At 51.5% G+C, this 14,558-nt stretch carries 15 protein-coding genes; 10 read left to right on the forward strand and 5 right to left on the reverse strand.

From position 1 onward, the window contains the following. Nucleotides 1-77: 77 nt before the first annotated feature. Both GK091_RS12985 and GK091_RS12990 read left to right on the forward strand, forming a co-directional pair. The gene (locus GK091_RS12985) at nt 78-593 is read left to right on the forward strand and encodes a hypothetical protein (RefSeq protein WP_164038475.1); all 516 of its coding nucleotides are present in this window, start codon (nt 78-80) and stop codon (nt 591-593) included. Nucleotides 594-1,131: 538 nt separating this feature from the next. Next, complete coding sequence (locus tag GK091_RS12990) at nt 1,132-1,392, forward strand: hypothetical protein (RefSeq protein WP_164038478.1); 261 nt, start codon at nt 1,132-1,134, stop codon at nt 1,390-1,392. 62 nt (nt 1,393-1,454) lie between these two features. Here the strand turns inward: GK091_RS12990 and GK091_RS29820 are convergent, their stop codons facing one another. Next, nucleotides 1,455-1,580, reverse strand: coding sequence for a hypothetical protein (locus GK091_RS29820; protein ID WP_262889183.1), 126 nt, complete (start codon nt 1,578-1,580; stop codon nt 1,455-1,457). A gap of 297 nt (nt 1,581-1,877) precedes the next feature. On the opposite strand from GK091_RS29820, the gene GK091_RS12995 reads away from it, so the two are divergent. Then, nucleotides 1,878-2,795, forward strand: coding sequence for a hypothetical protein (locus tag GK091_RS12995; RefSeq protein WP_164038481.1), 918 nt, complete (start codon nt 1,878-1,880; stop codon nt 2,793-2,795). 72 nt (nt 2,796-2,867) lie between these two features. Here the strand turns inward: GK091_RS12995 and GK091_RS13000 are convergent, their stop codons facing one another. From GK091_RS13000 to GK091_RS13010, 3 genes are read right to left on the reverse strand one after another with little or no spacing between them, the layout of a single operon-like run. Further along, entirely contained in the window at nt 2,868-3,455 is a 588-nt protein-coding gene (locus GK091_RS13000; protein ID WP_164038483.1) for a hypothetical protein, read from the reverse strand. Then, the gene (locus tag GK091_RS13005) at nt 3,452-3,940 is read right to left on the reverse strand and encodes an RNA polymerase sigma factor (protein ID WP_164038487.1); all 489 of its coding nucleotides are present in this window, start codon (nt 3,938-3,940) and stop codon (nt 3,452-3,454) included. Before GK091_RS13005 ends, GK091_RS13000 begins: the two co-directional genes overlap by 4 nt. Before the next feature lie 3 nt (nt 3,941-3,943). After that, nucleotides 3,944-4,783 (reverse strand): alpha/beta fold hydrolase, encoded by an 840-nt coding sequence (locus GK091_RS13010; RefSeq protein ID WP_164038489.1) that lies wholly within the window; start codon nt 4,781-4,783, stop codon nt 3,944-3,946. Nucleotides 4,784-5,035: 252 nt separating this feature from the next. On the opposite strand from GK091_RS13010, the gene GK091_RS13015 reads away from it, so the two are divergent. Then, complete coding sequence (locus tag GK091_RS13015) at nt 5,036-6,124, forward strand: acyltransferase family protein (RefSeq protein WP_164038492.1); 1,089 nt, start codon at nt 5,036-5,038, stop codon at nt 6,122-6,124. Between the two features lie 105 nt (nt 6,125-6,229). On the opposite strand, the gene GK091_RS13020 is transcribed toward GK091_RS13015, so the two are convergent. Continuing rightward, nucleotides 6,230-7,441: a glycosyltransferase family 4 protein gene (locus GK091_RS13020; RefSeq protein ID WP_164038494.1), complete on the reverse strand. Its 1,212-nt coding sequence runs from the start codon at nt 7,439-7,441 to the stop codon at nt 6,230-6,232. A 631-nt stretch (nt 7,442-8,072) separates the two neighbouring features. Between GK091_RS13020 and GK091_RS13025 the strand changes: the two genes are divergently transcribed. The 6 genes from GK091_RS13025 to GK091_RS13050 all read left to right on the forward strand — a co-directional run bounded on the left by GK091_RS13025 (nt 8,073) and on the right by GK091_RS13050 (nt 14,438). Continuing rightward, on the forward strand, nt 8,073-8,552 hold the full coding sequence (locus GK091_RS13025; RefSeq protein WP_164038497.1) for a response regulator: 480 nt from the start codon (nt 8,073-8,075) through the stop codon (nt 8,550-8,552). A gap of 119 nt (nt 8,553-8,671) precedes the next feature. Next, nucleotides 8,672-8,881, forward strand: coding sequence for a hypothetical protein (locus GK091_RS13030; RefSeq protein ID WP_164038499.1), 210 nt, complete (start codon nt 8,672-8,674; stop codon nt 8,879-8,881). 230 nt (nt 8,882-9,111) lie between these two features. Beyond that, complete coding sequence (locus GK091_RS13035; protein WP_164038502.1) at nt 9,112-10,467, forward strand: M43 family zinc metalloprotease; 1,356 nt, start codon at nt 9,112-9,114, stop codon at nt 10,465-10,467. A 387-nt stretch (nt 10,468-10,854) separates the two neighbouring features. After that, nucleotides 10,855-13,335 (forward strand): ATP-binding protein, encoded by a 2,481-nt coding sequence (locus GK091_RS13040; protein WP_164038507.1) that lies wholly within the window; start codon nt 10,855-10,857, stop codon nt 13,333-13,335. A 129-nt stretch (nt 13,336-13,464) separates the two neighbouring features. Next, on the forward strand, nt 13,465-13,899 hold the full coding sequence (locus GK091_RS13045; protein ID WP_164038510.1) for a response regulator: 435 nt from the start codon (nt 13,465-13,467) through the stop codon (nt 13,897-13,899). 206 nt (nt 13,900-14,105) lie between these two features. Next, nucleotides 14,106-14,438 carry a hypothetical protein gene (locus tag GK091_RS13050; RefSeq protein WP_164038514.1) on the forward strand — a complete coding sequence of 111 codons (333 nt, stop codon included), beginning with the start codon at nt 14,106-14,108 and terminating at the stop codon, nt 14,436-14,438. Nucleotides 14,439-14,558: the final 120 nt, after the last annotated feature.

Raw genomic sequence — 14,558 nt, forward strand, 5'->3', positions numbered from 1 at the left:
ACCCCCTTCAGTCATTGAATTTAGTTGAACGGTAACCCTATACGTTACATCTTGCAACAACTTATCGTCATGCTTCTATGCTTCTGCTCATTGTAACAATGAATGACAAGGGCGATTTTCAGCCCTTCTCCTTTCAGGTTTCTGAACTAGAATCTGCTTTTGAGGTGCTCAACAGTATTGCTTCCAGCGGAGATGTCTTGGTAAACATCGATCTTATGGATAATGGGCAATGCTTCTCACTACCAGCAGAAGCCTTCGATGGTGAGCCGATCCGTCCTCATGTCGATGAACTGGAGAAAGTATGGCAGGCGCTTCTCAATAAGCCGGTCAATCAATTGTCAATAAACCACCAGATGCTCGCTCTCTATTCTGAGCGGTTACGTGAAACGTATCAGCTGCGAATCGACTGGCTTGAACTGGCCATCATTGATACAAACGCTCATATTCAAGAGTTACCCCGTGGGACCAACTGGGAGTCCCGCTGCGTTCGGCTTGAACTCCAATTGACCAAATACCGCTGGCAACTCGAGCAGGCGCAGGCTGGCCAGCGACGCGTTTGTGAGCGATTGGCTCCTTACATGGATTGCGAGTAAGTTAAACTGACGAGGAGGTTTAGACAGCGTACTGTTACGTATTATTTTTTTTCGACCAGCGCAATCCCATCAGAATCTTATTTCGTATATACATCTGTCGTTTTGTTAATAAACCAACCCAATAAGTAACCCGATCAGTTGCTATGTACGACCGGGCTGAGTAAATTATCTTTATCCATTATTAAACGTAAACCAAAGAAGAAGTGAGTATAGCGGAATTTGTCCATGAAGAAATGGCAATTCGGCTTGTGCGCTCTTCGCTAGAAGTCCGACTCAGTCGGGCTTCTTTAGTTTATGAGCTTCCTGGTTAATTATACGTACTGCTCAGCTAGTTACCTAATAATAAATTCTAAAAACCTCTATTTTATCAGCTTGTTAGTATGATGCTTATCAGTCGTGCGTTCTGATTTATCCACCGGTAACTATGCGTTTTTCACCTTATCCGGTGATCGGTCGGCGGGTTGGTCAATCAATTATACCACACAGGTCTACTACTGCAACGAAATACCAGAAGTACACATACTCTAAATCGATCGATATGATCTTATTCATTACAGCTTTAGATCAACGGGGCGTATATCGATCTTTTTCTTTCCAGCCAGATGAGTTGGAAACGGGGTTCGATCGGCTCAGCACTATCGTGGGCAAGGGTTACATACTACTTAAGGTTGAACTCGGTGACGCAGAGCAGTTTACCCTGTTACCAATTGACGCCTTTGATGGCGACGAGTTATCCACGCCCATCAGGACGCTGGAAATTGAGTGGCAGGAAGCCTTGACCAGACCCGTTGATCGCTGAGTCAAGTTGTATCGATGTCAGCGGAGTGATAAGGTGTCTTTTCCCTCGTATTTCCTGGTTCATTAGCGGGCGTTGCCGTTCATATCCCGCAACACGGCCACCTGCCGGGTGTGTTTTCGGCGAAAGAGATTGTTAATTTGAGCATGGATTAGTGTTGTATAGCCCACAACCTGTTGTACCTTTGCCAACGGTGGGCTTGATTGGTAACCTTGTCCGCGCTTCCCCTACGTAGTGGTTCTCCGACCGAACGCGTAGGGGGTTTTTATGGCTACTAAATAGCCAATCTGGTCATATGCCCTCGCGAATGACCATCACTCGGAGATCGGATTTGCCCGTGTCATAAAACAACGCCCGACCGCCTGAACCGATGAGTAAATTACGTTTATTCATTCTTTTCTACTCGTTTGCGGTATAACGCCCCCAACCCAGCGACGAACGTCGGGAAGACTGTGTCTCGGGTTTCTGATCACTCACTATCTAGTGCTATGCAGCGTGTTTCTTCACTGGTCTGTTTCCTTTGCGGTCTGATCTTGCTCTCTCTGCAAGCGTGTCAACCCGCCGATTCACCTTCGGTGAGCCCTGGCACGCCCACTTCGACACCCACGCCCACCAATCGGCTCCGCATCAGATCCCTATCGCAGGATATGCCCGATGGAAAAGCGAAAATCACGGCTTTTACCTACGACGATCAGGGACGGCTCAGTGCCCTGCTCGCTTACGAATCACCCGACAGTACGGTCACCTGGATTGAAAAGAACAGCTACCGCTACGATAATCAGAACCGACTGGTCTTGCATCAGTATCAGCAGATTGCCCGGCTCGGCAGTATTTTTGGGCCGGTTAGCTACCAGCACGAGTTTGGCTATTCGGTAACGGGTCAGCTCAACGGGATTCGCTATTCCTATATCAACTATGCGCAGCCCGGTCAGACGGTTATTGATTTGGGGCTTCTCAATACGGTCAATGCGCTGACTATGGTCGGTTTTCCCCGCTACAACGCAGCCGGCCAGACAGTTGAACTTAAGAAGGTGTATTACCAACAGGGGCAACGAGCCAATTTTGACCTGACCCACGAGTTTTCCTACTCGGGCGCTGATCTGTCGTCGGTCAAAACAACCAGCAGCGGTTATCAGGGCTCGGTGCCTTACTCTCACACGGAGCAGTACAGCCTGACGCTCGACGATAAAATCAATCCCTTTTATGGCGTTTACGTGATTCCTAAATACTTCGGTGGGATCAACGACTACTTTCAGAATCTGCATACGCTTAGCCCCAACAATGTGCTGACGATCGGCGGACTAACTTACCGCTACGAGTACAACGAAGCCAAACTGCCAACGGTACGCTACACCTATAGTGACAAGTTGGTAGAGACACTGCGCTTCAGCTATGAGTCCTATTGATACGTAGTTTTGATCAACTCTCATCGTTACTTCCCAAAACGCCCGACCTCATCTGAGCCGGGCGTTTCGCGTTTAATCGCCTAATAACGTTGTATAGCTTTCTTCAAGTTGGGCTAAAAGGCGCATCTCGTCGCGAATCTGGCGGTATATGATAACGCAGAGTATGAGTAGAAAGAAGGATCCGGACAAGACAATGTACCAATAGAATCCTTCGCTTACCCCCGCTTTAACGTAAGGTAAAAGCATCATAAAGCCTACTACATAACAGCTTAAACTTACTGGTGTCAACATCAATTGAATCCGTTGCCTGGCTCGGTGAAAAGACCTGGTTTGTGCTAAACAAGTGCGTAGATCCGTGTGTAGCTTAAGGTGAGCCAACCGGCGATAGCTGACATATTCGACGGCAATCCTGACCAGTAGTGAGCCGATCATCAGCAGACTAGCCACCAAAACCGTCTGATTAGCCGTCGTACCGTAAACCCAAAAATAGCCAGCCAGCAAGAGGACGGTTGCCGACAGGACGAACAGTGTCCCCCGGTGAGTGGCCAGTAGTCGTTTGCTGCTGGTTTCCGCTTTGGCTATTACCGCCAGAGCCGACTGGGGCTGATTGGTATTTGGTTGCTGTTTCCAAAGCGCCTGGATGTGCTCAAAGTCGGTCATGACTGGATCAATTTAGTTAGTCTTTTTTTGATTCGATGAATTTTTACGCGTAGCAGACTTTCTGAAATGCCGACGATGCCCGCAATTTCTTCGTAAGGAAGCCCGTCCAACACCAGCAGAATAAGCAAGCGATCAGTGTTGTCGAGTTGGTAGATGCCTGCATACAGTTGCTGGAATCGCTCCTCCGTAGCCAGCTCATCGTTTTCCTCCGCCCGATCCGGGAGAGTGTCCGTTTGAACCTCTTTGTTGGTAGCCGCCTTTCGAAGCCGCAGCAGGCACGTGTTTACGGCTATCTTGTAGGTCCACGTACTGACCGAAGCATCCGACCTGAATTCGGTTCGATGTTGCCACACTTTCATAAAGACCTCCTGTGCCAGATCGGTCGCAGTGGCCTGATCCCCATTTACGTAGCCCTTGCAAAGCCGTAACACCTTCGCAAAATGGGTGTTGTAGATTTGGGTGAACTCCTCCTCTTGTAGCGGCATCAGTTATCGAAGGTTCTCCTGAATCTTGGTGATAAACCACGCCGGTTGGTCATACATAATAAAGTGAGCGGACTGGTCGGCGTAGTAGATCCGCTTTTCCCGGAGCTTAGCCAACTGCTGATTCCAGGTTGCCTCCACCCGTTGCCGATCGGGATAGGTAGCCGCCAGAATGACCATGGGCACCGTCGTGTGCGCCAAGTCTTCCCGCAGGTCTAGCTTCAGTAAATCGACGTACCCATACACGTACGTCTTTCGGTCCGCCTTCATGATCCAATCGACGAGTTGAGCGTGTCTGGCTTTGGTCAAACACATGCCGGCGGCCATCTGTCGCGCCATCTGGTGAAATTGAGCACTATCCATGGCCAGTTGCTGCCTGCTGAAGGGATTGTCGTAAACCATCTGGTTTGGGTTAACGTTAGGCATCAGCAACGCCCCCGTGCAGGGCAGCGCATCGACCGCAATGAGTTTCCTGAACAGAGCCGGTTCGGAGGTCACCAGCCACATACCCAGCGTTCCCCCTAAACTGTGGCCGATGATGGTCGCCGACTTTAGCTTCTTCGTTTTGATGTAGTCGATCAGTTGTGTCTTGATGGTCGGTAGCCAGGGCATATCGATTGGCGGAACACCGCCAAACCCGGCGAAGGTAAAGGCATGACATTCGTGGGTGGCCGAAAGAGCGGCCACGGTTTCCTGCCATACGTCGGCGGTACAGGTGAATCCGGGCAGCAAGAGTACAGGGTCTCCCTGGCCGGTAACTTTCACGGTGAATGCCGTTTGTTGGGCCTGCACACGGCATGACAGGAACAGCAGGGTTATTAACAAGACGAGCTTGGTGATTTTCATACGAGCAGCTATTTTTCCTTTAGATACATTGCTCGCCTATTTGTTGCACCCTACTCAGCACCCGCAGACGATTTAATCGCATGGCAGACTCATTGAAGGCGTTGTACCTGTTTCACCCGATTTACGCCTTCGGTGGCCGTCGATCATTACCATCGTAACGTTGCACTCCCCGCCAAGGCCCCTCAATTGAGCCTGTATGGATTGACGGCAACTGACAAACAGGTATTATTGCGTTCAGGTAAGTAAACAGGCATGAACCGGACAAAATCAGTAGCGACTCCACCAGTGGCAAAGCACCAGTTTTACGTGTTAGACGGGCTTCGGGGTGTTGCAGCCGTAGCGGTAGTCATCTTTCATTTTATGGAGTTCATTGCGCCCGACTACCGGGATAATTTCCTGGCTCACGCCTACCTGGCCGTCGACTTCTTTTTCTGCTTATCGGGTTTTGTCATCGCCTATGCCTATGACGATAAACTACAGACACTCGGCCTGGTCCCGTTCCTGAAGCGTAGGCTGATCCGACTGCATCCGCTGGTCATTATTGGGTCCCTGATTGGTTTGCTTACATTCGTATTTGATCCATTCAGCAAGCTCCATCAGGTCTATGCCGACAAAACGCTCGCCCTGTTTATCACGTCCTGTCTGATGATTCCTTATCCGCTGGTACGGGAACGATATTTCAACCTGTTCCATCTAAATCCGCCCACCTGGTCGTTGTTTTGGGAATATATAATGAACCTGCTGTATGCGCTCGTGCTGGTTAGGGTACGCCCAAAAATGACATGGATCTTAACAAGTCTGGCGGCCCTTTGCCTGATCTACGAAGCGCATCGGTCTACCTATTTGGGGGTGGGGTTTGGCGGGGACAACATTATGGGTGGCGGCATTCGAGCTGGCTATTCGTTTCTGGCCGGCATGCTGGTGTATCGGTCGGGCTGGCTTATCAACTCCCGGCTTGGGTTTGTATCGATGGGCTTGTTGCTGGTAGTTACCTTTTTGATTCCCTTCTCAAAACCGACCAACTGGTTTGTCGATTCCCTGGTCGTCATCGTCTACTTCCCGTTTCTGATTGCGCTGGGGGCCGGGGCTCATCCCAGGGCAGCTATGCAACGAATCTGTCAGTTCTCAGGCGAGATTTCGTATCCGCTTTACATGATCCATTACCCGTTTTTGTGGCTTGTTTTGAGCTACATAGAAGTGCACAAACCGACGATCAATCAACTGATCATCATCACTATCGTTGGCACCTGCCTACTAATCCTACTGGCGTATGGGGTCATGCTTTTTCTGGATAGACCACTACGTAGTTACTTCACGAAGTCACTCAGGAAAACGGGGTAACTCATCAGGTTACCAAAACGGGCAAACGGTTCCTGGAAAAATCTACGGGCGGTTTCAACCCAGGTACGGGCATCTACCCGCTAGGACTGACGGGGAACTGTACAATCAATAGTAGGTTTTTACCAACTGACTGACGACCGATTCCCAGCTCTGCTGCTGGGCAAACCGGAACGCGTTCTGTCCCATTTCTAACCGCTGCGCTTCGTTGAAGTAGAGCCACTCAATTGCGTTGGCCAAGCCCTGCGCCACCGCTTCCGGCTCGGTCAACGCGACCTGAATACCCCTGCTTGGGTCAACCAACTCCGCCTGCCCGTGTAGATCCAGAGTGACGACGGGCAGCGAGTAGGCCATCGCTTCTATGAGTTGGGCAGGACCGGTATCGCGCAGGCTGGTGAAGAGAAACACATCCGCCTGCCGGTAGTAGTGCTTCACCTGTTCGTAGCTGACCTTACCGACCCAGGTTACCCGACTCGCTAAGCCATACTGGGCTATGTATTCGGCTACATACTGGCCCATCTCCCCGTCTCCTACAATGGTCAGGTGAATAGGTAAGTGAGCCGCTACTTTACTGAACCCGTGGAGCGATAACTCAAGGGCTTTGCGGGGTAGCAAACGGCCCACCCAGACAAGTTCCAGCGTGGAACGAACGGGCCGACGAATGGGTGCCGAGGGAATAAAATGCTGCCCCACGCCCCCTAATTCTTTTCCGATCGCGGTTGTACGTCCCAGCGACTGGACCATCCGCCGGGTATCTTCGTTGCACACCAGCACGTAACTGGCCTGCCGCACGGACTGATAACAGCCGGGATTGAAGCGCAGCAGCAGCTTACTGATGGCGGAGCGCATCTGTTCTTTGGCCCAATGACCTTTGAAATAGGCTCGCATGGCCTTGGGCGCTTCCTGGCCACCGCCCACGGGTCCGTAGATGAACGGGAGTTTAAGTTTATACAAAAAACTACCCAGTTGTAAGCTGGAATAACTTACGTGCTGAACCAAATCAATGGGCTGCTCTTTGGCCAGGCTGCGGGCTACCTGAAGAGCAGCCCATTGCCAGTAGATGTAGTGAAAGTACATGCCAACCAGCCCGTAGTGGAGGGCTTTGTCTGCCCAACGGGGCAACCGTACGTAGCGAAAGTTCAGGTTCGGATGAGGAACCTGCTGTAATTTCTGCTCGATTCGTTCCTTGCCAATATCTCGGGTCAGGCACCACACCCGGCAGTTCTGTTGCGAGATCAGGGATGAATAAAACCAGCCGTTTCCCTCTTCGGAGCCTAGATCAGGAACGCAGGCATAGGCAGAAATCAGTACGTTCTTCATGAATAGTCTTAAGCCATAACGAGTGAGTAAACCAGTCAGCGGCAACAACCAGCGTTGGTCGGGCAAGATTGGATTCGTGTTGGGCGCGAAACCAGTCACCCGCCCGCCGTTACGAGACTAAAGGTAGAACAGGATGTATGGGAAGAAGCAAGTGCCGGGTTTGGACCGCTTGCGGAGGGTGGACACCTAAACCAGACGTATAGGCCTACCAGACTCGCCAGCATTAAGTTGAAGTTGTCCGTTTAGACCAGACAGAAACACGTTGCTATAACTAAGGGGATAATTATCACGAGTATTCACAGAAATACCTGCTTAAAAATTAACCGGCGGCATTGCATTAAAAATCAATTAATCAGGCGAAAGTAGTCTAAGCATTTTTACTTAGCATCCACCAACGACAGTCGACAACTGTTCGGGCCAGTCGGCCTTGTTTTTCCGGAACTAAACCTACGTTCGTTTCTCGAATCCGGTAAAAACTTACGCGAAGCTGACCAATAACACAGGTATTTATACGTAATGGCAGTACGGGCTGATTCGGCATGGCGCGTAGTCGGCACCACCCGTTGACCAATCTAAAGCAGGCAGGCGACCGTATATAATCGTCTCAACCCACATTAATTTATTGTTATACATGAGTGAACCGGTAAACAAACCTGCGAATCAATCGAAACGAAAAGTAAGCCGTGTACCACTATTAATCGTCGAAGATAACCCTGACCACTGGCTCATTATCCGGGCCGCTCTAGCGCAGTGCTTTCCCGAAGTCGAAGCCATCTGGGTCAATCACTCGGCCCAGGCATTAACCTACCTGAACGAGTGTGTAACAACAGCGGGCAAGTTACCCCGTTTAATTTTACTGGACCTCTACCTGCCCAGGCGAGAGGATGGCTGGGCACTGCTGGAAACGATAAAAGCTCATTCTTCCTTCCAGCAACTGCCGGTTATTGCCCTGAGCAGTTCACAACTGCCTGAGGACATTATCGGCTCCTATTCATTGGGGGTCAGCTCTTTTCTGAATAAACCCGCCACCTACCACCAATGGCTGGACCTGTTTTATACGTTCCGGCGCTACTGGTGGGAGCTTGTTTCGTTACCCCATACGGCCAGATAGTGTGGTTCATGCCTTGATCGGACGAACGGTACGGACGTTCTACCAGAAGCGTCCATTAAACCATGCGGGATGTTAACTGTCTATACAGCTTCGAGACCAGTCCCTAGACATCAACACGCATGAAAGACCCGCTAACCATGATCCTTTTAGGAATAGGCGTACTCCTGTGTTTCGCAGGCTACTGCTATGCACTGATTGACTGGGTTGTTGATTACCAATCCGGCGTCTACCAACGCCAACAGCTGGAAGCGCTCTACGAAACCTCTGCCCTACTCCTCTACACGGCGCTCGGGCTTCGCTTTATGAACAGACGGATAAATCTTTTCTAACCCATGCACCTGGGCGGATCGTAAGGGCGGATCACCTGTTTTATCGATAGTCGATCCTGACCGTTTTTTCTGAGCTATTTGGGTAGGTCCAATCAGTAAAAAACCAGCAATACCTGGTTTGTTTGTCATAAGCGTGATTGGACCCGATAGTGGCTTTAGGTCCACACGCGAACGGGCCTGGGTCAACCGTCGACTCGGCACGGACTTGTTTCCGACGCTACTCGATTCCTATGGCTTCGTTCCGACCGGCAAGAACAACTAAACGGATGCCTACGTGGCTGTACGGAATTTATTTCGGCCTGCTTTTTCTCACTCAGATCGCTGAGGGACAGCCGATTGATGATCGTCAAGTCAACCGCTGTGGCACGGCAGACTATGAACAAGTACTGCAAAAACGTGACCCCTTCCGACAACTTGACCGCACCGAGTTGAACCGCCAGATCGAACAGGCCAGCAAGGGCGGGAAGTCGGCCCGCCAGTCGGCCACCACCGAAACTATCTACCGCATACCCGTTGTCGTTCATATCGTCCACAACAATGCATCTCAACGGATCGGCGGTCCCAACAATGCGAACATTTCCGATGAACAGGTTTACTCGCAAATCAAGGTGCTGAACGAGGACTTTCGACGGGTAGCTAATACCAACGGATTCAATACGAGTCCCGTTGGCGCGGATACAGGCATCGAATTCTTTTTAGCACAGACAGACCCACAAGGCAATCCCACCAACGGCATTACGCGGCATTATTACCCCCAGCAAGCGGCCTTCACCGTGGGAACGGGGAGCGATGGCGACATTCTACTGGCCCAGATCGCGTACTGGCCCAGTAACCGTTACCTCAACATTTGGGTTACCGACCTGCAAAATAATTACCTGGGGTTTACTCAATTCCCAACCTCCGCCGACACGCTAAAGGGGCTGGGACCTACGGACACGAATGAACTGGTCGATGGATCAATTATTAGCTACCGGGTTTTTGGCCGGGGTTTTTCTCAGTTGCACTCGACCTACAATTTAGGGCGAACCCTCACCCACGAGATCGGGCATTGGCTGGGTCTGTTGCACCCCAACGGCGATAGTACCTGTGGCGATGATCATGTGCAGGATACCCCACCAACGGACAACTTAAATCAATCGGTTTTTTGCCGGGATTTGCTGGCAAACTGCGCTGCGGTGCCCAACCGAATCATGATTGAAAATTATATGATGTACTCGCCCGATGCCTGCATGAACCTGTTTACCCAGGGGCAAAAAGAGCGGATGAGAGCGGTCCTGCAACTGAGTCCACGCCGGGCGGCCCTGATCCGGTCGCTAGACAACCTGCCCGAAACGGATGAGCTCACGGTGACGGTGTTTCCGAATCCGACACGAGCGAATCCTACCGTAGAAATCCAGTTCAAAGGCTTGCACCCCTTCACCATCACGGTTACAAACAGCCGTGGACAACGACTATATTCGATGGTTTATCCTGCGGCACCCAGCAGCCGGATAACGGTACCCGTGAGTCGATTACCGGCAGGCATCTACACGATTCAGGTTACCACCGACACGGCCACGGTTAGCCAGCGTTTGTTGATCGAGTGACGCGCAACCGGCTGTTGGTCGAGGTATTTTTTGGCCCGGTTGCCAGACCATGCCCGACAAAAAAAGCCCGGACTAACTAGCAAACTCAACATTATTTTCAGTGGGACCAATCCGGCATCTACTTACCTATCGTATTAGTATTTATACCTAGTCTATTGACGCTGGCCCGTGGCGACCAGTTCACCAACCACCATTGATTTTAACTGACTGGGAAAGAAAATCGGGCAGTAGCCGGAAGACCGCGTTCTTCACCCACGTTTGGTTGTCATTTTCTTTCCCACTAAAAACAAATACTTGATTACTTTTACTAATTCGATAAACGATGGGGTTTATCGCAGTCTTACTCCTCATCCTATCCACGTAGCCCAGACAGTAACCGTTTTTTTCATGACTCCTTCTCCGGTCCTCGACTTTCAGCAGGCGAAAGCCAATCACCTTCTGTTCCAGAGTCGGCTCCGAAGTATTCTTTATGCCGATGGTGATGCTTCTGATTCCCGCGTCTTATCTCAGTATGCCTGTTCTGTGGGCAAGTGGCTTTATGGGTATGCCCTGATCTACTACGAAGCGATTCCCGAAGTGTACGTACTAGAGGAGGTTCATAGTCAACTGCATCGCATCGCCCGCGATCTGATCAGTCACCATCAGGCCGGATCAGTAGCCGAAGCCAGGCAGGGTTTATCAACCGTGGAAGAGCTGGCCGACCAGCTGGTCGAGCTACTGCAAACCGTTGAAGCGAAAGTGAAGCAGGCTGAACCAACGGCGCATTCGGCACTCAGATCCAGCGAACCGACCGACAGTGCGCAGGCATTACGGAATTTGCTGGCTCAAAACGAACTACTCGACAGTCGAATTAAACAGCACACCGGGCAGGGCGACCAGCTCAGCGAACAAACGGCGGATAAACAACAGGGGCTGTACAATTTTTTTATGCAGGCCCCGGCGGCTTTCTGCATTTTGCGGGGACCCGAGCACGTGTTTGAACTGGCAAATCCCATCTATCAAACGTTGATCGGTGGCCGCAATCCCCTGAAACAGCCGATTCGGCAGGCTCTACCCGAACTGGCAGGCCAGGGCTTTTATGAACTACTGGACAACGTGTACGCAACCCAACAACCCTTTGTTGGCAGAAGCGTTCCCATTACGTTTCTCGATGCGGATAGCAAACCCCGTCTCGTCTACCTTGATTTTATCTACCAACCCAGTGTCGATCGGCAGGGAAAGACCGACGGTATTTTAGTTTTTGCCTATGATGTCACCGAGCAGGTAGTGACCAGCCAGGCCATCGAGGCCAGTGAGGCTAAGTTACGATCGGTCATTGCCACGGCTCCAGCCGCCATGGGCCTGTTTCTGGGCCGGGATCTAGTGATTGACCTGCCCAATCAGGCGTTTATCGACATTGTGGGCAAAGGCCCTGACATTGTCGGGAAGCCGCTGCGTGAGGTGATGCCCGAACTGGCCAGTCAGCCTTTTTTACAGATTCTCGATGATGTGTATACCTCCGGCAAGATGTTTCAGAGCTACGACACGCAGGTTGACATTGTGCAGCACGGAGTCATGACCCACAATTTTTACAACATTACCTACACGCCCCTGCTGGATGAGGCCGGTCAAGTGTATGGCATTCTCGACATCGCGATCGACGTAACCAGCGAGGTCAAAGCCAGGCAACAGGTTATGGAAGCTGAAGCCAGTTTGCGAGGGGCTATCGAGCTGGCAGAACTGGGTACCTGGACGATTGATCTGCCCCCCGTTAGCCTGGACTACTCGCCCCGGCTGCGCGATTGGCTGGGTATCGGTCAGCAGGAAGTGATCACGGTTGACCGCGCCTACCGATCCATTCTGGAAGCCGACCGGGAGCGGGTCAAGGCCGCCATGCTATCGGCTATTGCCCCCCATTCGCATGGAACCTACGACATTGAGTATTCGACAGATGCGCAGGATGCCGGTCAGCAGCGAATCTTACACGCGCAGGGACAGGCCTATTTTACCGATGACGGGATCGCGTACAAGGTCAGCGGCACGGTGCAGGATGTAACGCTGCAACGGAACACACAACTGGCTCTGGAGCAACAGGTTCAGCAACGCACCGAAGAACTGGAAGCCGCCAATGCCCGACTGGAAGACGTCAATCGAAATCTGACCCGCTCGAACCAGAACCTGGAACAGTTCGCCTACGTTGCCTCCCACGATTTGCAGGAGCCGCTGCGCAAGATTCAATCCTTTGGCGACCTGCTCAAGACCCGTTATGTAGGTACGACGAACGACGAGCTGATCTATCTGGATCGGATGCAATCGGCCGCCAGCCGCATGTCCCTGTTGATCAAGGATTTACTGGCCTTTTCCCGAATTTCAACCCGCCACGCCATCCAGGACACGGTAGCGCTCGGCAGCACCGTCGAGCGGGCTATGGAAAACCTGTCGGTTGCCATCGAGGAGAGTCAGGCCAGCATAAACATAGGCGTTTTACCCACCGTACAGGGGGATGGGTCACAACTGGAACAACTCTTTCAAAATTTGTTAGCCAACGCGATTAAATTCAGCCGTCGCGATAAGACGGGACGTACCCCACAGATCCAGGTGGTTGGCTACCTGCTGCTGGCCAGTGAATTACCGCCATCGGTGATCCCAACCCGGCAGGCGGAGTTCTACCACCAGCTGGAGGTCATCGATAATGGCATTGGGTTCGATGACAAGTACACGGACCGCATTTTTCAGGTCTTTCAGCGGTTGCACGGCAAGAATGAGTTTGCCGGCACCGGTATTGGTCTGGCCATTTGTCAGAAGGTGGTTGATAATCACGGGGGAGCGATCACGGCTAGCAGTAAGCCGGGACAGGGAGCGACCTTTACCATTTACCTGCCCCAATGAGGAACAGTACGAATCCGGAAGTTGCTTCTCACGGCTGGCGTACCTCGACCGCCAGCCGGTGCCATCTTGACGTAGTTGTTAAGATAAAGCGAGCAGTCCTAATGCCCATTGACAACGCATCGACACACTATGCCCAATAAATTCCCGATTTTACTGGTTGATGATGACTCCGCCATCGCTGACATTTTGCGCCGGGCGGCACAAATCAGTTTTAAAGAAGCCACCTTTATTCACGTAAGCAGTTTTGAAGACGCCAAACAATACATCGAAGATTTGAAAGGAAAAGGACCCCGCATCGTCTTACTGGACATCGACTTGCAGGACAAGGTTGATGGCCTGGACTTTCTGGCTCTGCTGCGTATGCATCCCAAAGGTCGGGTGCTACCCGCCGTTATTCTGTCAGCCAGCAAAACCACGGCGTTGGTCGAGCGGGCCTACGCGTATGGGGCCTCTTCCTTCACGATAAAACCCTTTAGTTTTGCCGAATGGAAACAGTATCTGAGCAACTTACGAACGTACTGGTACGAAACCGTTACGCTGCTTGACGTTCGCTATGACGAGTAGATGACCTAACCCGCTGGCTTGACCCTTTATCCACGCCTTACGAAAATTCGTGTGTGTTTGCGTGTATCTATGGACGCAAGACGGGAAGGATTTGGAGAACGACAGGATGAGGAGCTAACAAGAATCAGTGTCCCGGCTGATTGCCATCATGTGGCATCCGGCTCACGGGTGGTTAGTTTGTGTTGTCATTTAAATACGTACAAATCATGGCAACGCTTGCTCACTCAACCACTGATTACACCACGACACCCGCAACCAACTGGTTAACGGCCTACAACAACTACGTCGCCAAAGCGGAGTTTAACCGCATCGGTTGGGCCGCAACGGCGGTGGCGATTCAGGGCTGCATTCTTTCACCAACGCTCCTATTGGTCATGGCTTACCATGGTGGTGGCGACTGGCAGTTTCTGGCCAGCATGATGGGTTTCCTGCTGGTGCTGGTGCCAATCTTATCCGCCCTGCCCGTTAAATACATATTTCCGACGTTTGCCGCTAGCCTGGTCCTTCACTTGCTCATTATCCTGATCGATCTCCTTTAGCAATGCATCGACAGGTTCGGCGAAAACGGCCTTCCTGATGCCTAGTGTAGTACCAGTACGTGATCCAGAAACGGAAGACGGGTCAGAATCGTGAACGGCTGCGCTGAACACGATTCTGAC

This window comes from Spirosoma agri (assembly GCF_010747415.1).
Lineage (GTDB): Bacteria > Bacteroidota > Bacteroidia > Cytophagales > Spirosomataceae > Spirosoma > Spirosoma agri.